Annotated in this window: 21 protein-coding genes; 6 read left to right on the forward strand and 15 right to left on the reverse strand. The window is 63.9% G+C overall.

The features are described from left to right. Positions 1-4 precede the first annotated feature (4 nt). Positions 5-1408, forward strand: a complete 1404-nt coding sequence (locus F2P46_RS08150; RefSeq protein ID WP_229509161.1) for a DUF1501 domain-containing protein — start codon at positions 5-7, stop codon at positions 1406-1408. Between the two features lie 143 nt (positions 1409-1551). On the opposite strand, the gene paaZ is transcribed toward F2P46_RS08150, so the two are convergent. From paaZ to paaA, 12 genes are read right to left on the reverse strand one after another with little or no spacing between them, the layout of a single operon-like run. After that, a complete protein-coding gene (gene paaZ, locus F2P46_RS08155; RefSeq protein WP_166887324.1) occupies positions 1552-3603 on the reverse strand; it encodes a phenylacetic acid degradation bifunctional protein PaaZ in 2052 nt (683 codons plus the stop codon). Between the two features lie 11 nt (positions 3604-3614). After that, positions 3615-4223 (reverse strand): phenylacetic acid degradation protein PaaY, encoded by a 609-nt coding sequence (gene paaY, locus F2P46_RS08160; protein ID WP_166887327.1) that lies wholly within the window; start codon positions 4221-4223, stop codon positions 3615-3617. A gap of 10 nt (positions 4224-4233) precedes the next feature. Next, positions 4234-5448 carry a 3-oxoadipyl-CoA thiolase gene (pcaF, locus tag F2P46_RS08165; protein WP_166887330.1) on the reverse strand — a complete coding sequence of 405 codons (1215 nt, stop codon included), beginning with the start codon at positions 5446-5448 and terminating at the stop codon, positions 4234-4236. A 26-nt stretch (positions 5449-5474) separates the two neighbouring features. Next, entirely contained in the window at positions 5475-6791 is a 1317-nt protein-coding gene (gene paaK, locus F2P46_RS08170; protein WP_166887333.1) for a phenylacetate--CoA ligase PaaK, read from the reverse strand. 11 nt (positions 6792-6802) lie between these two features. Further along, a complete protein-coding gene (gene paaI / locus F2P46_RS08175) occupies positions 6803-7240 on the reverse strand; it encodes a hydroxyphenylacetyl-CoA thioesterase PaaI (protein WP_166887335.1) in 438 nt (145 codons plus the stop codon). A gap of 3 nt (positions 7241-7243) precedes the next feature. After that, the gene (gene paaH / locus F2P46_RS08180; protein ID WP_166887338.1) at positions 7244-8791 is read right to left on the reverse strand and encodes a 3-hydroxyacyl-CoA dehydrogenase PaaH; all 1548 of its coding nucleotides are present in this window, start codon (positions 8789-8791) and stop codon (positions 7244-7246) included. 2 nt (positions 8792-8793) lie between these two features. Continuing rightward, on the reverse strand, positions 8794-9585 hold the full coding sequence (gene paaG / locus F2P46_RS08185) for a 2-(1,2-epoxy-1,2-dihydrophenyl)acetyl-CoA isomerase PaaG (protein WP_166887341.1): 792 nt from the start codon (positions 9583-9585) through the stop codon (positions 8794-8796). A 38-nt stretch (positions 9586-9623) separates the two neighbouring features. After that, positions 9624-10700 (reverse strand): 1,2-phenylacetyl-CoA epoxidase subunit PaaE, encoded by a 1077-nt coding sequence (paaE, locus tag F2P46_RS08190; RefSeq protein WP_166887344.1) that lies wholly within the window; start codon positions 10698-10700, stop codon positions 9624-9626. Between the two features lie 18 nt (positions 10701-10718). Then, on the reverse strand, positions 10719-11237 hold the full coding sequence (paaD, locus tag F2P46_RS08195; protein WP_166887347.1) for a 1,2-phenylacetyl-CoA epoxidase subunit PaaD: 519 nt from the start codon (positions 11235-11237) through the stop codon (positions 10719-10721). Continuing rightward, positions 11237-11989 carry a 1,2-phenylacetyl-CoA epoxidase subunit PaaC gene (paaC, locus tag F2P46_RS08200; protein ID WP_166887350.1) on the reverse strand — a complete coding sequence of 251 codons (753 nt, stop codon included), beginning with the start codon at positions 11987-11989 and terminating at the stop codon, positions 11237-11239. Before paaC ends, paaD begins: the two co-directional genes overlap by 1 nt. A 20-nt stretch (positions 11990-12009) precedes the next feature. Continuing rightward, positions 12010-12294: a 1,2-phenylacetyl-CoA epoxidase subunit PaaB gene (gene paaB, locus F2P46_RS08205; RefSeq protein ID WP_054268390.1), complete on the reverse strand. Its 285-nt coding sequence runs from the start codon at positions 12292-12294 to the stop codon at positions 12010-12012. A 24-nt stretch (positions 12295-12318) separates the two neighbouring features. Beyond that, on the reverse strand, positions 12319-13305 hold the full coding sequence (gene paaA / locus F2P46_RS08210) for a 1,2-phenylacetyl-CoA epoxidase subunit PaaA (protein ID WP_166887353.1): 987 nt from the start codon (positions 13303-13305) through the stop codon (positions 12319-12321). A gap of 200 nt (positions 13306-13505) precedes the next feature. Between paaA and paaX the strand changes: the two genes are divergently transcribed. The 3 genes from paaX to F2P46_RS08225 all read left to right on the forward strand — a co-directional run bounded on the left by paaX (position 13506) and on the right by F2P46_RS08225 (position 16007). After that, positions 13506-14468 carry a phenylacetic acid degradation operon negative regulatory protein PaaX gene (paaX, locus tag F2P46_RS08215; RefSeq protein ID WP_166887356.1) on the forward strand — a complete coding sequence of 321 codons (963 nt, stop codon included), beginning with the start codon at positions 13506-13508 and terminating at the stop codon, positions 14466-14468. 91 nt (positions 14469-14559) lie between these two features. Continuing rightward, complete coding sequence (locus tag F2P46_RS08220) at positions 14560-15645, forward strand: TRAP transporter substrate-binding protein (RefSeq protein ID WP_166887359.1); 1086 nt, start codon at positions 14560-14562, stop codon at positions 15643-15645. Between the two features lie 101 nt (positions 15646-15746). Then, a complete protein-coding gene (locus F2P46_RS08225) occupies positions 15747-16007 on the forward strand; it encodes a DUF2442 domain-containing protein (RefSeq protein WP_166887362.1) in 261 nt (86 codons plus the stop codon). Between the two features lie 238 nt (positions 16008-16245). On the opposite strand, the gene F2P46_RS08230 is transcribed toward F2P46_RS08225, so the two are convergent. After that, positions 16246-16530 (reverse strand): GFA family protein, encoded by a 285-nt coding sequence (locus tag F2P46_RS08230; protein WP_306667677.1) that lies wholly within the window; start codon positions 16528-16530, stop codon positions 16246-16248. 149 nt (positions 16531-16679) lie between these two features. Between F2P46_RS08230 and F2P46_RS08235 the strand changes: the two genes are divergently transcribed. Together F2P46_RS08235 and F2P46_RS08240 are read left to right on the forward strand one after the other, a co-directional pair. Then, the gene (locus tag F2P46_RS08235) at positions 16680-17810 is read left to right on the forward strand and encodes a M14-type cytosolic carboxypeptidase (RefSeq protein ID WP_166887365.1); all 1131 of its coding nucleotides are present in this window, start codon (positions 16680-16682) and stop codon (positions 17808-17810) included. 113 nt (positions 17811-17923) lie between these two features. Continuing rightward, positions 17924-18538: an OmpW family outer membrane protein gene (locus F2P46_RS08240; protein WP_166887368.1), complete on the forward strand. Its 615-nt coding sequence runs from the start codon at positions 17924-17926 to the stop codon at positions 18536-18538. Positions 18539-18617: 79 nt separating this feature from the next. On the opposite strand, the gene F2P46_RS08245 is transcribed toward F2P46_RS08240, so the two are convergent. Together F2P46_RS08245 and F2P46_RS08250 are read right to left on the reverse strand one after the other, a co-directional pair. After that, positions 18618-19265, reverse strand: coding sequence for a glutaredoxin family protein (locus F2P46_RS08245; RefSeq protein WP_166887371.1), 648 nt, complete (start codon positions 19263-19265; stop codon positions 18618-18620). A gap of 78 nt (positions 19266-19343) precedes the next feature. After that, on the reverse strand, positions 19344-20429 hold the full coding sequence (locus F2P46_RS08250) for a TRAP transporter substrate-binding protein (protein ID WP_166887374.1): 1086 nt from the start codon (positions 20427-20429) through the stop codon (positions 19344-19346). Positions 20430-20521 lie beyond the last annotated feature (92 nt).

Genomic DNA, 20521 nt, shown 5'->3' on the forward strand with positions numbered 1-20521 from the left:
AGCCATGCACAACAAAAATGGAACCAATGCATCGCGCCGCGCCTTTCTGCAACGCGCTTCCGCCCTGTCGGTCGCCGGCGTGGCCGCGCCGTGGGCGATCAACATCGCCGCCATGTCCGAGGCGAGCGCGGCTACGGCCACCGACTACAAGGCGCTGGTGTGCGTGTTTCTGTACGGCGGCAACGACTACGCCAACACCGTCACGCCCTACGATGCCGGCAGTCACGCGCTGTACCAGTCCTACCGTCCCAATTTTGCGCACAGCCGCGCCGCACTGGCCGCCACCGCGCTGACCCCGACCGTGGTACCGGTCGATTCGGCCGGTTTCCAGCACCAGTACGCGCTGGCGCCCAACCTGGCGCCGCTGGTGCCGTTGTTTAACGACGGCAAGCTGGCCGTGATCCTGAACGTGGGCAACCTGGTGCAGCCGACCACCAAGCTCCAGTTCACCCAGAAGACCGTCCGCTTGCCGCCGAAACTGTTTTCACACAACGACCAGCAATCGGTGTTCCAGTCGTCGTCGTCGCCGGAAGGCGCCACCTCCGGCTGGGGAGGTCGCATCGGCGACCTGTTCCAGGCCAGCAACACGCACTCGACCTTTACCTGCATCAATGTGTCGAGTAACGCGGTTTTCTTGTCGGGCAACAATGCTGTGCAATATCAGGTGTCGACCAGTGGATCGGTGCCGCTGACGGGGCTGAAGGGTTCGCTGTTCAGTTCGGCGGCGGCCTCGACGGCACTGCGCACACTGATGACGCAGCAGCGCAGCAATGTGCTGGAAAACGAATACAACCGCATCAGCAAGCGCTCGATCGAAGCCAATGAAGTGCTGACCGGGGCCTTGACCTCGACGCCGGCGCCGAAAACCGCGTTCCCGACCGGCAACAACCTGGGCGACCAGTTGAAACTGGTGGCGCGCATGATCGCCGCCGGCCCGACCCTGGGGGCGAAGCGGCAAGTGTTTTTCGTGTCCATGGGCGGCTTCGACACGCACGACGGCATGGGCACCAACCATCCGGTCCTGATGACCAAGCTGGGGGACGCGATGGCGGCGTTTTATGCGGCCACCGTGGAGTTGGGCTTGGCCGACAAGGTCACCACGTTCACCGCGTCGGACTTCGGGCGCACCATGGCGGGCAATGCCGACGGCTCGGATCACGGCTGGGGAAGCATGCATTTTGTGATGGGCGGGGCGGTCAAGGGCAAGCGCTTTTACGGCATTGCGCCGATCGTGGCCAATGGCGGCCCGGATGATGTAGGCCAGGGACGCTTGCTGCCGACCACGTCGGTGGACCAGTTCGCGGCCACCATGGGCGCGTGGCTGGGGGTGTCGAACAGCGAGTTGCTGGCCTTGCTGCCGAATTTGGGGAATTACAACGCGAGTACGCGCAATATGGGGTTTGTATAATCGCTTGAAGTGAGCGGACGAAGCTGCTCGCCTGCACCACGGACATATGTTCCGTCATTCCCGCGGAGGCGGGAATCCAAGGCACCGTCGTTTAGCAACGAAATTGGATTCCCGCCTCCGCGGGAATGACGGATTGGCTCCGATCACCCCTTCTTCATCACCAGCGTCAAAATATCGTAACTGGCCACCAGCTCGTCATGCTGGTTGGTGACCTGCACATCCCACGCCACCACGCCCTGCCCCACGCCCTTGTCATCGGTGCGGTTGCGGTCCACCTTGCGCTTGCACGTCAACCGTGCGCGGATGGTGTCGCCAATCGCCACCGGCGTAATGAAGCGCAGATTATCCAGCCCGTAATTGGCCAGCACCGGTCCCGGCGCGGGCGAGACGAACAAGCCCGCCGCCGCCGACAGTACAAAGTAGCCGTGCGCGATGCGCTTGCCGAACTGCGAATCCTTGGCCGCGATCTCGTCGAAGTGCATGTAGAAATAGTCGCCCGAGATGCCGCCGAAGTTGACGATATCGGCCTCGCTCACCGTGCGCCGGTGCGTGAGCAGCGAGTCGCCCATCTGCAGTTCCTCGAAATACTTGCGGAACGGGTGCACGTCACCCTCGCGCACGGCCGCGCCACGCACGTACTCGCCCGTGATCGCGGCCAGCATGGTGGGCGATCCCTGCACCGCGGCGCGCTGCAGGAAGTGACGCACCGCGCGGATGCCGCCGAGCTCCTCGCCACCACCGGCGCGACCCGGACCGCCGTGCTTCAACTGCGGCAGCGGCGAACCGTGACCGGTCGAATCGACCGCCGCTTCGCGCTCGAGCACCAGCACGCGCCCGTGCGAGGCCGCCGCCACCGGCACCGCACGCGCCGCAATCGCCGTATCCTTGGTCACCAGCGTGCTGACCAGGCTTCCCTTGCCGCGCGCGGCCAGCGCCAGCGCTTCGTCCAGATCGGAATAGGTCATCATCGTGCTGACCGGGCCGAAGGCTTCGATGTCATGCACGGCGTCGTTGTTCATGCCGTCGCGGCACAGCAGCAGGGTCGGCGAGAAGAAGGCGCCATTGGCCGCGCCCTCGCCCACCGGATTGAAGCCATCCTTGGCACCGAACAAAATCTCGTTGCCGCGCGCGAGCAGTTCGACCCGCTCACTCACATCGCGGTGCTGGTCCATCGACGCCAGTGCGCCCATGCGCACCTCTTTCACCGACGGGTCGCCCACGACGATTTTCGCCAGGCGCTCGCGCAGGCGCTCGCCGACCGCTTCCACATGCTGCTTTGGTACGATGATGCGGCGGATCGCGGTGCACTTCTGGCCGGCCTTGCCGGTCATCTCGCGCGCGACTTCCTTGACGAACAGGTCGAACTCCACATCGTCGGGCGTGACGTCCGGGCCCAAAATGGCGCAGTTGAGCGAATCGGCTTCGGCGGTAAACGGCACCGAATGGGCGATCAGGTTTTTGTTCACGCGCAGCTTGGCGGCGGTATCGGCCGAACCGGTAAAGGTGACCACGTCGGCGCCGGTGAGGCGGTCGAGCAGGTCGCCGGTGCTGCCGATGACCAGTTGCAGCGCGCCGGCCGGCAACAGGCCTGACTCGTGCATCATCCGTACCACGGCTTCGGTCAGGTAGCTGGTGGCGGTGGCGGGTTTACCGATGCACGGCATCGCCGCGAGAAAACTCGGTGCGAATTTTTCGAGCAGGCCCCAGATCGGGAAGTTGAAGGCGTTGATGTGCACCGCCAGCCCGCCGCGCGGCACCAAAATGTGGGTGCCGGCAAAACCGCCGTTCTTGCCCAGCGCGAGCGCCGGGCCTTCGTGCAGCACGTTGCTCGACGGGAGTTCGCGGCTGCCCATGCTGGCGTAGGCGAACAGGGTGCCGATGCCGCCTTCGATATCGACCCAGCTGTCCGGGCGGGTCGCGCCGGTCAGGTGCGAAATCGCGTACAGCTCTTCCTTGCGCTCCATCAGGTACAGCGCCAGCGCCTTGAGGCAGGCGGCGCGCTTCTGGAAGTCGAGCGACATCAGGGCTGGCACGCCGGTGCTGCGCGCGTAGGTGACTGCCTCGTCGAAGTCGATTTTTTCGGCGTGGGTGTGGTAAATCAGGCTGTTATTGAGTGCGCTGTGCAGCGGCACCGACGCTTCGGCGCCGAGCCAGCGCCCGCCGATCAGGCTTTGCAGGGTCGATATGGTTTGCATGGTGTCTTCTCCTAGTTCTCTTTCTGTTCTTTGGGGGCGTGCGGGTCCGGGCCAAGGTCGATGCGCGCGCGGTTAGGCTCGACTTCAGTCAGAGCCTCCACTTCGCGCATGGTCTCCATCGAGCGCACCGCCAGGTCGTGGTACTGCTTCGTGCCGAAGCTTTTCCATTTGACTTCCTGGTCCGTCAGTTCGCGCATGATACGCGCCGGCGTGCCCATGACCATGCTGCGCGGCGGGATGATCATGCCGGCCTTGACGAAACTCATGGCGGCGACAATCGATTCCTCGCCCACCACGGCGCGGTCCATCACGACGGCGTTCATGCCGACCATGGCGTTGCGCTTGATGCGGCAGCCGTGCAGCACGGCGCCGTGGCCGATGTGGCCATCGACTTCGACTACCGTGTCCTCGCCGGGAAAGCCGTGCATGACGCAGGTGTCTTGCAGGTTGGCGCCTTCTTCCAGGACCAGCCGGCCAAAGTCGCCGCGCATCGAAACCAGCGGGCCGACGTAGCAGCGCGGGCCGACGATCACGTCGCCGATCAGCACCGCGCTCGGATGCACGTACGCGGTGGGATGCACCACCGGCGTGACGCCATTGATTGCGTAGACCTTGACCATGGCGCGCACCTTAACCTTTTTCGACGACCAGGGCAATGCCCTGCCCGACGCCGATGCACATCGTGCACAGCGCATAGCGCCCGCCCGTGCGGTGCAGCTGGTTGACGGCCGCCAGCACCAGGCGCGCGCCGGACGCGCCCAGCGGGTGGCCGATGGCGATCGCCCCGCCGTTCGGGTTGACGTGGGCGGCATCGTCGGCCAGGCCCAGGTCGCGCGTGACCGCCAGGCCCTGCGCGGCGAACGCTTCGTTCAACTCGATCACATCCATCTGGCCGATGCTCAATCCCGTCATCGCCAGCACTTTTTTGGTGGCCGGCGACGGGCCAAAGCCCATGATGCGCGGTTCCAGGCCGGCCAGGGCCATGCCGACGATGCGCGCGCGCGGCGTGAGGCCAAAGCGTGCTGCGGCGCTGCCGGAGGCGATCAGGATGGCGCAGGCGCCGTCATTGATGCCCGAGGCGTTACCGGCGGTGACGGTGCCGCTTGGGGTGACCACGCCCTTGAGTTTGGCCAGCATCTCGATGCTGGTGTCGGGACGCGGATGCTCGTCGGTGTCGAACACGCGCGGCTCGCCCTTCTTCTGGGGCAGCGATACCGGGACGATTTCATCCCTGAACACGCCGGCGGCGTGGGCGGCGGCCCAGCGCTGCTGGCTGCGCAGGGCAAACGCATCCTGGTCGGCGCGGCTGATGCCAAATTCCTTTGCCACGTTTTCGGCTGTTTCGGGCATCGAGTCGATGCCGTATTGGGCCTTCATGAGCGGGTTGATGAAGCGCCAGCCCATGGTCGTGTCTTCGATTTTGGCAACGCGCGAGAACGCGCTGTCGGCCTTGCCCATGACGAAAGGCGCGCGCGTCATGCTTTCCACGCCGCCGGCGATGATCAGGTTCGCTTCGCCGGCCTTGATGGCGCGCGCGGCGATGCCGACCGCGTCCAGGCTGGAGCCGCACAGGCGGTTGATGGTGCTGGCCGGGACTTCCGGCGGCAGGCCGGCCAGCAGCGCGGCCATGCGGGCGACGTTGCGGTTGTCTTCGCCGGCCTGGTTGGCGCAGCCGAAATACAGGTCGTCCACGGCCGTCCAGTCGACGCCGGGATTGCGCGCGATCAGGGCGGCGATCGGCAGCGCCGCCAGGTCGTCGGCGCGCACGCCCGACAAGGAACCGCCGTAGCGGCCGAACGGGGTGCGGATGGCGTCGCAGATAAAGGCGTCGGTCGGTTTGTTCACAGGTGCTCCCGGGTCATGTCGTTGAGTCAATGCGATTTTGGACGCTGGTCGATCACGCGCCGGGCCTTGCCGGTCAGGGTGCGCTCGATGCCGTTGGCCGGCAGCAGGTTCACCCGCGTGGTCACGCCCACGTAAGTCTTGATGCGGTGTTCGAGGTCGCGCGCCAGCGCCGCTACGGCGTCCTGCGACTGCGATGCATCGCGCAGTTCGGCCAGCACATCGAGCTTGTCCAGGTGGCCGTCGCGCGAGACCACCAGCTGGTAATGGGGCGCCAGCAGCGGCATCTGCAGGATCAGTTCTTCGATCTGGCTGGGGAACACGTTCACGCCACGGATGATCAGCATGTCGTCGGAGCGGCCGTTGATTTTCCCCATGCGGCGCATGGCGCGCGAGGTCGGCGGCAACAGGCGCGTCAGGTCGCGCGTGCGGTAGCGGATGATCGGCAGCGCTTCCTTGGTCAGCGAGGTCAATACCAGTTCGCCCTCCGAACCGTCGGGCAGCACTTCGCCGGTGTCCGGATCGATCACTTCGGGGTAGAAATGGTCTTCCCAGACCACCGGGCCGTCCTTGCTCTCGATGCATTCGCTCGCTACGCCTGGCCCCATCACTTCGGACAGGCCGTAGATGTCGACCGCGTCGATGCCGGCGCGCTGTTCGATCTCGCTGCGCATGCCATCGGTCCACGGCTCGGCCCCGAAGATGCCGACCTTGAGCGAGGACGCCGCCGGGTCCAAGCCCTGGCGCGTGAATTCTTCGATGATGTTCAACATGTACGAGGGCGTGACCATGATGATCTCGGGCTTGAAGTCGCAGATCAGCTGCACCTGCTTTTCGGTCTGCCCGCCCGACATCGGAATCACGGTGCAGCCCAGGCGCTCGGCGCCGTAATGCGCACCGAGGCCGCCGGTGAACAGGCCGTAGCCGTACGCGATATGCACCATGTCGCCGGCGCGCCCGCCGGCGGCGCGGATCGAGCGCGCCACCACGCCGGCCCAGGTATCGATGTCGTTTTGCGTGTAGCCCACCACGGTGGCCTTGCCGGTGGTGCCGGACGAAGCGTGGATGCGCACCACCTTCTCGCGCGGGACCGCAAACAGGCCGAAGGGATAATTGTCGCGCAGGGTTTTCTTGTCGGTGAACGGGAACCTGGCCAGGTCCGCCAGGGTGCGCAGGTCGTCCGGATGCACGCCGGCGGCGTCGAACGCGGCGCGGTAGTGCGGCACGTTCTCATACGCATGCTTCAGCGACCATTGCATGCGTTCGAGCTGCAAGGCTTGCAGTTCGTCGCGGCTGGCGCGTTCGATCGGCTCCAGGTCGGCGGGGACTGGTGTGCGTTGGACCATGGTGTTCCTCCTTATTGGGGCAGTTCCGCCACGTTGCCCGTCACGCGATGCGATTTGCCCCGGAACAGGGCGACCGTGCGGCCGTCCTGGTTGGTGACGATGATGTCGTAGACGCCGGTTTTGCCCGACAACGCCTGCTCGATCGCGACAGCCATCAAGAGGTCGCCTTCGCGCCCCGGCGACAGGTAGTCGATGGTGCAGCCCGCGCCCACGGTGTTGAGGTTGTGCGAATTGCAGGCGAAGGCAAAGGCGCTGTCGGCCAGCATGAAGATGTAGCCGCCGTGGCAGGTCTGGTGGCCGTTGAGCATATCGCGCCGCACCGGCATCGTCATGCGCGCGTAGCCGGGACGGATTTCGGCGAGCAGCATGCCGAGCGCCCGGCTGGCCGGATCGCGCTCGAACATGGTTTTGCCGGCCAGTTCGGCCAGCGCTTGAGTGTCAATCTGCATGGGTCAGAAGCCGCTTCCATTGGCGAGTTTGCGGCGCAGCAGTGGCGAGACGCGGTAACGGTCTTCTCCATACGCGGCGGCCAGGTTGGCGAGCACCGTCACGATGTGTGGAATGCCGACCGCACTGGCCCACGCCAGCGGCCCGCGCGGGTAGTTGACGCCCTTTTGCATCGCAATGTCGACCGCCGGCGCAGTACACACGCCCTGGTTGACCGCGTCGGCCGCTTCGTTGGCGAGCATGGCCACCGTGCGCATGACCGCCATGCCCGGCACGTCGTCCAGGCGCGTGACCGCAAAGCCGGCCGCCTGGAACAGGCCGACCGCCGCGCTGTACGCCGCCTCGCTGCACTGGTCCGCGCGCGCCAGCGCGATGCGGGTCGCCTTGCCGTAATCGAGCGCGAGGTCGAACAGCACCGTGTCGGGATGGTGATTGGCGCTGGCGCGCTCGGTGGCGCTGCGCCCGTCGGTCAGGAAAATGGCGGCGCCGTTGCAGTGGAACGCGGGCGCTTCGTTTTCGCCCGCATGCTCGAGCGGCTTGCGGTGGCCAACCGTAAAACCGGCGGTGGCAAGGCGCTGTTCGAGCGGCTGCGTTACGGTGTCAAGAACGTCGGCGTCGATGCTGATGCTGACCACTTCCGGGCGCACTTGCGCCGCTTCCTGGCTGGCCGTCGCCTTGGCCGCACCCTCGCCGTACTGGTAAAAGCCACGGCCCGATTTTCGGCCGAAGAAGCCGGCGTTGACCATCTCTTGCTGCAGCACCGATGGCGTAAAGCGCGGATCGCCAAAGTAGGCGTTGAACACCGATTGCGTGACCGAGAAATTGACGTCATGGCCGATCAGGTCCATCAGCTCGAAGGGCCCCATGCGAAACCCGCCGCAGTCGCGCATGACCGCGTCGAGCGTGGCGGCGCTTGCTGCCTGCTCTTGCAGCAGGCGCAGGCCTTCGGCGTAGAACGGGCGCGCCACGCGATTGACGATGAAGCCGGGCGTCGACCTGGCGTGCACCGGGTTCTTGCCCCAGGCCGCCGCGGTGGCGTACACCGTGTCGGCCACCGCCGGATCGGTGGCCAGGCCGCTGATCACTTCCACCAGCGCCATCAGCGGCACCGGGTTAAAGAAGTGCATGCCGACCAGGCGTTGCGGGCGGCGCAGCGGCGCGGCGATCGCCGTGACCGAAATCGACGAGGTATTGGTGGCAAAAATGCAGTCGTCGCCAACCACGTTTTCGAGGTCGGCAAACAGCATGCGCTTGACATCGAGGTTTTCGACGATGGCTTCGACCACCAGGGCGGCGTCATCGACTTCTTTCAGCGTGGCCACGCTGTGCAGGCGGGCGCGCGCGGCAATCGCCGCCTCGCCGCTCATGCGGCCTTTTTCGACCAGGGTGGTGTACACCTTGCCGATATCGGCAATCGCCTTGTCGACCGCGCCCGGGCGCGTGTCGAACAGCTTGACCGGGTAGCCGGCGGCGGCCGCTACCTGCGCGATGCCGGCGCCCATGGCGCCACTGCCGATGACGGCGACGATGCTGCCTTGTTCCAGTGCTGCCATGCTCATTCTCCCATGAAGTGCGGCGTGCGCTTCTCGATAAAGGCGCTCACGCCCTCGCGGTAATCGTGGCTGTAACCGAGTTCGCGCATCATCTCGCCTTCGAGCTTGAGTTGTTCGGGCAGGCTGTTGGCGTAGCTGGCCTGGATGGCGCGCTTGGTGAAGGCCAGGCCTTTGGTTGGCGCCACCGCGAAGTGTTCGGCCATGGCCACCGCGTCCTCCATCAGGGCGGTATCGGGCACGCACTTCCAGATCAGGCCCCATTGCTCGGCCAGTTCGGCCGGGATTTTTTCGCCCAACATGGCCATGCCCATGGCGCGCGCGTGGCCGACCAGGCGCGGAAGGTGCCAGGTGCCGCCCGTGTCGGGAATCAAACCCAGTTTGCAGAATACTTCGACGAAGCAGGCCGACTTGGCGGCCAGGACGATGTCGCAGGCCAGCGCCAGGTTGGCGCCCGCGCCGGCGGCCACGCCGTTGACGGCGCAGATGACCGGCATCGGCAGCGAACGCAGGGTCATGACCAGCGGCGCGTAGTAAGTTTCGACCGAGTGGCCCAGGTCCACGCCTTCGGCGCCCGGTTCGACCGCGCGGTCCGACAAGTCCTGGCCGGCGCAAAAACCGCGCCCGGCGCCGGTAAGCAGCAGCACGCGCACGGTGGGATCGGCCTGCACGGCGGCCAGCGCCGAGCGCACCTCCAGGTGCATCGCCTGGGTGAAGCTATTGAGCTTGTCGGGGCGGTTCAGGGTCAGGGTGGCGATGCCGCGTTCGACCTGGAACGTGATGTTTTCGTAGTTCATGGCGCGTCCTGGGGTTGTGTAATGCGTTGTGAGTTGGATTATTCGGCCTGGTCGAAATCGACGACCACCTTGTCTGTCACCGGGAAGCTCTGGCAGCTCAAGACGAAACCGCGCGCGATTTCGTAGTCTTCCAGCGCGTAGTTCACGTCCATGTCGACCTTGCCGTCGACCAGTTTGCAGCGGCAGGTCGAGCACACGCCGCCCTTGCACGAGTAGCGCATGTCGATCCCGGCGCGCAGGCCGGCGTCGAGGATCGATTCCTTGTCCTTGTCCATCGTGAAGCTGGTGTGGTTGCCGTCCAGGATGACGGTCACCTCGGTCTCGTTGCGCACCAGCGCGTCGAACTGGCGCGCCTTGTGCTGGTGCTTCGGGATGCTGGCGGCGAACAGCTCGACCTTGATATTCTGCTTGGGCATGCCGGCTTCCTGCAACGCCGCCGAGACGCCGTGCATCATGTCTTCCGGGCCGCAGATGAAGGCGATGTCGAGATCCTCGATGCGAATCCAGTGCTTGATGAACTGCTCGACCTTTTCTTTGGTGATGCGGCCGTTGAACAGCTCAATGTCCTGCTGTTCGCGGCTCATCACGTAGGCCAGGTTGAGGCGCTCCATGTAGCTGTCTTTGAGGTCGGTCAGTTCTTCCTTGAAGATCACCGACGACGAGGCGCGGTTCCCGTAGAACAGCGTAAAGCGGCTTTTCGGCTCGCTGAGCAAGGTCGTCTTGATGATCGACAGGATCGGCGTGATGCCGCTGCCGGCCGCAAAGGCGACGTAGTGGCGCGCGTTCTCAAGCGCCAGCGGCACGTTGAAGTGCCCCATCGGCGGCATCACGTCGAGCACCGCGCCGGCCTTCAGGTGTTCATTGGCCCAGCTCGAAAACAGACCGCCCTGGGTGCGCTTGATGGCCACGCGCAGCGTCCCGTCCTGCACCGCCGAACAGATGGAATACGAGCGGCGCACGTCTTCGTCGCCGATCAGGGCTCGCAAGGTCAGGTGCTGGCCCTGCTGGTAGGCGAAGCTCGCGGCCAGTTCGTCCGGCACGGCGAAGGTGACGGCGATGGTGTCGCGCGTTTCGTTGCGCACCTTGGCGACGGTCAGGGGATAGAATTTGCTCATAACAGCCTTAGTGATAACTCAATGGCACTTGAAATAATCGAACGGTTCGCGGCAGTCCAGGCATTTGTAGAGCGCCTTGCACGGCGTCGAGCCGAATTGGCTGGTCAGCTCCGTGTGGCTGGAGCCGCAATTGGGGCAGATGACGACCAGCTTCGGCATGGCGACGCGCTTGACGCCCGCGTGCAGGCCGCTGATGTCGATGACCTGCTGCGCCGGCGGCGCAATGCCGTAGCCTTTCAGGGCGGCCTTGCCGGCCTCGCTCATCCAGTCGGTGGTCCACGCGGGCGAAAGCTGGTTCACCAGCCGCACATCAAGCACGCCGTGGCCGTGCAGCGCGCCCTTCACCGAGTCGGCGATCACCGTCATCGCGGGGCAGCCGGAATAGGTCGGCGTGATGGTGACGACGCAGGTGGTGTCTTCCCATTCGACGGCGCGCACGATGCCCAGGTCCACCACCGAGATCACCGGGATCTCGGGGTCGCTGACCTCGCCCAGCCAGGCCCAAACCTGTTCCGTGCTGGCCGGCTGCGTGCTCATTACCACTCGGCCCCGGGGTAGGAGCGCTGCAGGAACTGCATCTCGGCCAGGATGAAACCCAGGTGTTCGCTGTGGCGGCCGGTTTTGCCGCCGCGCTGCATCCAGGCCGCCGGATCGGGCATCGTCAACGTGGCTTCGGCAAAGATCTCGGACACGTGTTCAACAAAGGCCGCGCGCAAGCCTTCGGCGGCGGGGGCGACGCCCTCTTCCACCATGGCGTTGTCGATGTCGTCGTAAAGGAACATCTCGCCGCTGTACATCCACAGTTCGTTGACGGCGGCCTGGGTTTTGGCGTGGCTGTCCGGCGTGCCGTCGCCCATGCGCACGATCAGGTCACCGCTGCGGCGCAGGTGGTAGGTGACTTCCTTGAGCGATTTTTCGGCGATCTCGGCGATGCGCGCATCGCTTGAGGTGGTCAGGCCAAGCATCAGGAAGTAGTGCCAGGTGTCGAAGTAGAACTGGCGCACCATGGTGTCGGCGTAGTTCCCGTTGGGCTGTTCGACGATCAGGCAGCAGCGCAGTTCGTGGACGTCGCGCAGGAAGGCAAGTTGGTCTTCGCCGCGGCCGCTCCCTTCCAGTTCGCCGGCGTAGGTGAGCCACATGCGGGTCTGGCCGAGCAGGTCGAGGGCGACGTTGGTGAGCGCCATGTCTTCTTCGAGCGCAGGCCCTTTGCCGCACAGTTTGGACAACTGCTGCGACAGGATCAGGGCGTTGTCGCCCTGGCGCAGCAGGTATGCGATTTTATTGTTCACGGCGTCGGTCACTGGCACGCTCACAGGTTCTTGACTTCTTCCGGCATCGGGAAGAAGGTCGGGTGGCGATAGACTTTGCTGTTGGACGGCTCGAACAGGGCCGACTTGTCGCCCGGGCTGCTGGCGACGATGTCGGCGGCGCGCACGACCCAGATCGACACGCCTTCGTTGCGGCGCGTGTAGACGTCGCGCGCGTTATTGACCGCCATTTCGGCGTCGGACGCGTGCAGGCTGCCCACGTGCTTGTGCGCCAGGCCGTGCTGGCTGCGGATGAAGACTTCCCACAGGGGCCATTCTTTACTCATGTTGTTCTCCGGTGTGGTTCTTGATTACGCCGCTGCGCGTGCGGATTTCTTGTCGGCGTAGGCGACCAGCGCATCGCGGAACCAGGCGCCGTCTTCATACGCCTTGACGCGGGTGCGCAGGCGCTCGCGGTTGCACGGGCCGTTGCCCTTCAAGACGTTCTGGAACTCGCTCCAGTCGATCTCGCCGAATTCGTAGTGGCCGGTGTCGGCGTTGAACTTCAGGTCGGGATCGGGCACGGTCAAGCCCAGGTACTCGGCCTGGGGCACGGTCTGGTCGACCATGCGCTGGCGCAGTTCGTCGTTCGAGAACAATTTGATGCGCCACTGCGCCGACTGCGCGCTGTTGACCGATTCGGCGTCGGACGGGCCGAACATCATCAGCGACGGCCACCACCAGCGATTGAGCGCATCTTGCGCCATCGCCTTTTGCTCGGGCGTGCCTTGGGCAAGGCTCATCATGATGTCGTAGCCCTGGCGCGCATGGAACGATTCTTCCTTGCAGACGCGGATCATGGCGCGCGCGTACGGACCGTACGAACAGCGGCACAGCGGGATCTGGTTGATGATGGCCGAGCCGTCCACCAGCCAGCCGATGGCGCCCATGTCGGCCCACGACAGGGTCGGGTAATTGAAAATGCTCGAATACTTGGCCTTTCCCGAATGGAGGGCGGCCAGCAGCTCGTCGCGCGACACGCCCAGGGTTTCGGCCGCACTATATAAATACAGCCCGTGCCCGGCCTCGTCCTGGATCTTGGCCAGCAGGATCGACTTGCGCTTGAGCGTGGGGGCGCGCGTGACCCAGTTGCCTTCGGGAAGTTGACCGACGATTTCGGAGTGCGCGTGCTGGGAGATCTGGCGGATCAGGGTCTTGCGGTAGGCCTCGGGCATCCAGTCCTTGGCTTCGATCTTGACGCCGGCATCGATGCGCGCCTGGAACTCGCGCTCCTGCTCATCCATGTCCTCGGCGCCCTGGACTTTCTTGAGGCCGGTTTCTACGAGTTGTGCGTACATGGTGCTTCTCCCATTGCAAAGGCGATCAAGTGATAATACGATACGTAAAATCAGATGTACACAGTTTAATTGAGTCGTATTGTATATCCGTATCTCGTTAAGCCTAACTCGATGGCAAAAACCATGCTGCGCCCAACTCGCGGTAAAGTAAACGGCTGCTTTGCTTGACAATCACCCCCACCGCGCCAGACCATGCATCCATGAAACAACTTACCAGCACAGCATGGATCGCCGAGTTTCTCGCCAGCGATCCGCCCCGTTCCAAGTCGCTTGTGATGACGATGTTCGGCGACGCCATCGCCCCGCACGGCGGCGCCATCTGGCTGGGCAGCCTGATCGAACTGCTGGCGCCTTTCGGGGTCAACGACCGCCTGCTGCGCACCAGCGTATTCCGGCTGGCGCAGGAAGGCTGGCTGGTGGCCAACCGCGACGGGCGCCGCAGTTCCTACGCCATCCTGCCGCAGGCCCTGCCCCGCTTCGAGCGCGCCAACCGGCGTATTTACGCGCCACTGGCCGCGCACTGGGACGGCAACTGGACCCTGGTGCTGTCCGGCGCCGGCAATATCGACGCGCCCGAGCGCGCGCTGCTGCGCAAGGAAATGCTGTGGGAAGGTTACGCCATGATCGCGCCGGGCATGTTCGGGCACCCGGCCAGCGATGCCGGCGTGCTCGAAGAACTGCTGGCGCGCGTGGGCGTGAAGGACAAGCTGTTCGTGTGCCGCGCCAGCGCGCTGCCGGGCGTGTCGAGCCGCCCGCTGCAGGACCTGGTGCACGATGGCTGGGATTTGTCGGGCGTGGTCAACGGCTATAGCCACTTCATCGAGCGCTTCGGGCCTTTGCTGGAGCTCTTGAGCAGCGCTGACGCGCTCGCACCCGAGCAAGCCTTCGTGATCCGCACCCTGCTGGTCCACGCGTACCGCCGCGTGCAGCTGCACGACCCGATGCTGCCGATCGAACTGCTGCCCAACCCCTGGCCCGGCAGCAGCGCCTACGAACTGGCGCGCGCGCTGTATGCGCGTACATACGCGCTCGCCGAAGCGCACATCATGGCGACCTTGCGGCGCGAAGATGACAGCGTGCCGCAGCTTGATGCCGGCTTCTTCCAGCGCTTCGGCGGGCTGGCCGGCGACGCGCCGGGAAATGTAAGTCCCGCATCGCGCTAGCGACGCTACAATTACACGAAACTTTGACGCGCACATGCGGCTACAATGGGTCGCACGTCCCTCAGACATACTAAAAAACTCGGAGACTGTCATGCAACGTCGTTCCTTCCTCACCAAGAGCGCCATCGGCGCGACGGCAGGCGTCATCGCCGCGCCGGCGTTCGCGCAGATCAACCCTGAAGTCAAATGGCGCCTGGCGTCGAGCTTTCCCAAGTCGCTCGACACCATTTTCGGCGCGGCCGAAGCGTTCACCAAGCGCGTGTCGCAACTGACGGGCGGTCGCTTCCAGATCCGCCAGTTCGCCGCCGGCGACATCGTGCCGGGCTTGCAGGTGATGGACGCGGTGCAGGCGGGCACGGTGGAGATGGGCCACACGCCGTCGTACTACTACTTCGGCAAGGACCCGACGTTCGCGTTCGATTGCGCGGTGCCGTTCGGCCTCACCTCGCGCCAGCAGACCGCCTGGTTCGACCAGGGCGGCGGGCGTGAACTGATGCGCGATTTCTTCAAGGGCTACGGCATCATCAACTTCATGGCCGGGAACACCGGCACGCAGATGGGCGGCTGGTACCGCAAGGAGATCAAGTCGCTGGAAGACGTCAAGGGCATGAAGATCCGCATCGCCGGTTTCGCCGGCCGCGTGATGGAGCGCATGGGCGCGGTGCCGCAGCAGATTCCGGCCGGCGACGTGTATGCGGCGCTCGAAAAAGGCACGATCGACGCGGCCGAGTGGGTCGGTCCGTACGACGATGAAAAGCTGGGCCTGGCCAAGGTGGCGCCGCACTACTACACGCCGGGATGGTGGGAGGCGGGGCCGCAGCTGTCGTTCTACATCAACATCAAGGAATGGGAAAAGCTGCCCGCGCAGTACAAGGCGGCGGTGGAAACGGCCAGCTTCGAATGCCACGTGACGATGCAGGCCGCCTACGACACCAAAAATCCGTCGGCGCTGGCGCGCCTGATCAAGAACGGCGCCAAGCTGCATACCTTTTCCAAGGCGATCATGGACGAGGCGTACAAGATCTCCACCGCGGTCATGGAAGAGGAAGCGGCCAGGAACGCCAAATTCAAAAAGGTGTACGAGCCGTGGAAGCGGTTCCGCCAGGACCAGAACATGTGGGCCTCGGTGTCGGAACAGACGATGCAAAACTATCTGATTTCGATAGGTCGGAAGTAAATTCAGGATCACTTGAGCCAGGTCAAACGAATCGCCTGGCGCATTTGATACCTTCGATACGGGCAACCCTGCCTGGGTAAAATACTTAACGGGGATTGACTATGAATGGCATCTATTTTTCCTGCGCCGAAGTGACGAGCCTGAGCCCGCACGGCTTCTGGCTGCAATGCGGCGAGGAAGAGTTGTACTTGCCGTTCGTGGAGTTTCCCCTGTTCGAACACGCGACCATTGCGCAGATCTGCCGGGTCAAGTGCGTGAGCACCGGGCGCGTGTACTGGCCGGAGCTCGACCTGGACCTGACGCTGGAGGCGATCCGCAATCCGATGGCGTACCCGCGCGACAGCATGAATTACGACTGCTGAGAAGGACCGGCAACGCAGCACCCGAACCAGAGCCGAACGCATGAACCTCGCCGCGCGCCAGGGCGGCCTTCAGCGAGGACCGACGCGGTAGTGCGAATCTTGCCGATCGGGGCCAGCCCTACAAATGCCGCGTTTCCGCCGGCGGATTGGCCCAGTTATCGTTCAAGCCATCCAGATACGCCACCGGCGCCGCGATCAGCTCTTCCGGCGTCACATCGTCGAGCGCCATCACATTGACCTACACGAGCGCCCCACCGAGGTACTCCACGTATCCGCGTCCGAACGAGTGCACGCCGCACTGCCTGCAAAACAGATAATGCCCGCTCTTGGTCGCAAACTGGTACGTATTTAACTGATCCTCACCGGTGAGCAAGCGAAACGCGTCGGGCTTGATCACTGCATTCCAGTTGCGCGTCTTGGCGCAGATCGAGCAGTTGCACTTGCTCGTGCCCTGGCTCAGGTCGATATCGGCTTCATAGCGCACCGCGCCGCAGTGGCAGCTGCCGTGATAGGTCTTGTTCATCGCTGTTTTCCTTCGCTGTTTTCAAAACAACAGCGTAAGGCGCAATGCGGGCGATTTTCGCCCTATTAACCGTGTTTAATCCGAAGGCGTATCATGACGCCTCGCGCGCGCAGCCGCCGCGCCTCTCATTGACCAGCCAAGGACACACCATGTCTATCAAAATCAGCAGCCAGTTCGACGCTGGCGCCATCGATATCGTGAGCGCCACCAGCGCCTCTTCGATCGACCTGAACATCCGCCGCGACTCGCACGCCGACATCACCCAGTGGTTCTACTTCCGCCTGCAAGGCGCGCAGGGCGAGGCGTGCACCATCCGCTTCCTGAACGCGGGAAAAAGCGCCTACCCGGCCGGCTGGGAAGGCTACCAGGCCATGGCCAGCTATGACCGCGTGGAGTGGTTCCGCGTGCCCACCAGCTTCGACGGCCAGGTCATGACGATTTCCCACACGCCCGAGATGGACAGCGTCTACTACGCCTACTTCGAACCCTACTCGTGGGAACGCCACCTTGAACTGCTGGACCGCGCGCAGCTCTCGGAACAGGTGCGCATGCTAGACGTGGGCAGCAGCGTGGAAGGGCGCGACATGAACGTGCTGGTGATCGGCGACCCGGCCGCAAAGAAGAAAGTCTGGGTCATCGCGCGCCAGCATCCGGGCGAAACCATGGCCGAGTGGTTTGTCGAGGGCATGCTCGACGCCCTGCTCGACCCGGCCGACGCTTTTGGACGCCAGCTGCTCAAGGAAGCCGTGTTCTACGTGGTGCCGAACATGAATCCGGACGGCTCGGTGCATGGCAACCTGCGCACCAACGCGGCCGGCGCCAATCTCAACCGCGAGTGGAATACGCCGACCATGGAGCGCAGCCCTGAAGTGTTCGTGGTCAAGAACAAGATGCTGGAAACCGGCTGCGACCTGTTCCTCGACGTGCACGGCGATGAAGGCTTGCCGTACGTGTTCGTGGCCGGCAGCGCCTCCCTGCCGACCTTTACACCGGCCCAGGCCGCGCAAGAGAAGCGCTTCGCCGACGACTTCAAGATCGCCAGCCCGGACTTCCAGGACGTGCACGGCTACGGCGACTCGCCCTACACCGACGAAACCATCACCATGGGTTCGCCGCACATCACGCACGCCTTCGGCTGCCTGTCGCTGACGCTGGAGCTGCCGTTCAAGGACAACGCCAACGATCCCGATCCGATCTGCGGCTGGGACGGCGCGCGCAGCGCACGCCTTGGCGCGGCAGTGCTGCAACCGATTTTGCAGGCGCTGCGCCAGCCGGCCTGACCCGATACGGCTTTTCATCATTGCTTCGATTTTTTGATTCACATCAACGATTTTGTTGAGGCCAATCAATAAACTTCAGTCATACCCAATGACAAACGAAGAAGGAAGTTGTGATGAAGAGCAAATTGTTAGCAGCAGTAGCAGTCAGCATGCTGGGCCTGGTCGGCGTTGAAGCTCACGCGCAAGATGGACAATGGCTGGTGCGCGCGCGCGCCGCGCACCTGAGCCCGGCCGACAAGTCCTCGCCGGTTGGTGGCGTGGGCGCATCGGACCGTATTTCGGTGTCCGACAAGACGATTCCGGAACTCGATGTCAGCTATTTCTTTACGCCGAACCTGGCGGCCGAACTGGTGCTGACCTATCCGCAAAAACATGACGTGATGCTCGACGGCGCCAAGATCGGCACCTTCAAGCACCTGCCGCCAAGCCTGCTGGGCCAGTACCACTTCAACCCGATCGGCCAGTTCAAGCCTTACCTGGGCGCCGGTATCAACTACACGCGCATCTCGAAGGTCAAACTGCTCAACGGCGCGGGCGACCTGGAAAGCGACAGCGTGGGACTGGCTGTGCAAGCCGGCGTGGATTTCAAGATCGATAAAAACTGGTCGCTCAACCTGGACGTCAAGCGCATCAACATCCGCAGCGATGTGATGATCGCCGGCGCCAAAGTGAGCACCGTGAAAGTCGATCCTGTGCTGATCGCCGTCGGTGTCGGTTACCGCTTCTGATTGAGCGGGCGTCCCTTAGGGGCGTCCCGTAGGGCGTCCCTGCCGTTGCAGGGCGCCCTTTCCTCTGGCCCGTTCGCGCTCAGCGCAGACCGGCCTGCGGCTTGTCGCTGAGTTCTTTGACCGCCGTCAGGATCTCCGACTCGTTGAATCCCCCGAAACGCCGGTAGCCCACATACGTGAGCGGATAACCGTTGCCTTCAAGTGCGTTGTAGGCCATCAGGCCCGCTTCGGACGCCTCGACGTCGACATCTTCGAAGGGGATCTTCTTTTCCTCGAACAGTTCGCGCTGCGCCTTGCAGTAGCCACACCATTTGGTCCCGTACAACACCACCTTGGCTTTGTCCTGCGCGTCGAAGTGATTGGCCAGCACGATGCGTTCGCGCCGCGTCAGCGCCTCCTTGCCCAGCACCTCGCCAAGCATGCCGGCGAGCTTGTGCACATCGTCGCCCACGCTGCGCTGCTTGCCCGCGATGACGGTCGGCATGGCGTTGACGCGGTATTTGCTGTTCGGCTCGGTGAGGATCACCTCCTCGAAGCTGGCGACGCGTTTTTTCAGCTCGCTGCGGATCTTGTCGCACGGGTCGCCGCACTCGGCGCTGGTAAACAGCATCACGGCCGGCTTGCCGTCCTTGTCGAACGCGCCGTCACCGCCGCCGCCGAGGCGCCCGGTTTTCCAGGCATACATGGCGCCACCGGCGAGGAGGGCGAGGAAGAGGATTCGTTTCATAGTTGATGAATTGGGTGAGCCGATGTCGTTCCCGCGCCAAGGCAACCCTTGGCGGGAACGACGAGGAGTCCGCTGGACTTATTTCCTGCCGGCCTTGATCATGTAGTCGAGCATGGCCGCTTCCGACACCGAGGCCCACATGTTCTGGTCCTGGCGGAATCGCTTCCACGGCTCGTAGATGGTTTTGAACTTGGCATTCTTGGCCGCTTCCTCGTTCATCACGTCCTGCGCCGCCTTGTAGCAGCCATCCATGATGTCTTTCGAGAAGGTGCGCAGCTTGACGCCGTTCTTCATCAGGCGCGCCAGCGCGGCCGGATTCTTGGCGTCGTACTCGGCCTGCATGCCGACGTGCGCCTCGTAGGTGGCGCATTCGAGCGCAGCCTGGTATTCCTTGGGCAGCTTTTCCCACTCCTTGATGCCGACGTAGAAGGAGAAGCTCGCGCCCGCCTCCCACCAGCCCGGCGCGTAGTAATACGGCGCGACCTTGTAGAAGCCCAGTTTTTCGTCATCGTAAGGACCGACCCACTCGGCCGCATCGATCGTGCCTTTTTCCAGCGCGGGATAAATGTCGCCACCGGCCAGTTGCTGCGGCACCAGGCCGAGGCGCTCGAGCACCTTGCCGGCAAAACCGCCGACGCGCATCTTGGTGCCCTTCAGGTCTTCCACCGACTTGATTTCTTTACGGAACCAGCCACCCATCTGGGTACCGGAATTGCCGCCCAGGAAGTTGACGATGCCATAGCCCTTGAAGAAGTTGCGCGTCAGTTCGCGTCCGCCGCCTTCCTGGTACCAGGCGGTGTGCTGGCGCGAGGTCAGGCCGAACGGGACCGCGCAGTCGAAGGCGAAGGTGGCGTCCTTGCCGAAATAGTAATAGGACGCGCTGTGGCCGATTTCCACAGTGCCGGCCTGGACCGCGTCGAGCACTTGCAGGCCCGGCACGATTTCGCCGGCCGCGAACGAGCGGATGTTGAACTTGCCACCGGTCAGCTGGGAAACGCGCTTGGTCAGGATGTCGGACGCGCCGAAGATGGTATCGAGCGACTTGGGAAAGCTGCTGGCGAGACGCCAGTTGATCGTTGGCAGCGACTGGGCCAGCGCCGGTGCGGCGACTGCGCCGGCGGCAGCGCCGACTGCCGCTTTTTTAATAAAGGAACGACGTTCCATATGTCTGTGTCTCCTGAAGGGTTTACGTCACGGAAATACCACCAGTGTCATGGTGCCTGGGCTAGTGTATTTGCGTCTAGGCAAGCATGCAA

Source organism: Massilia sp. CCM 8734 (assembly GCF_011682155.1).
Lineage (GTDB): Bacteria > Pseudomonadota > Gammaproteobacteria > Burkholderiales > Burkholderiaceae_D > Telluria_A > Telluria_A rubra.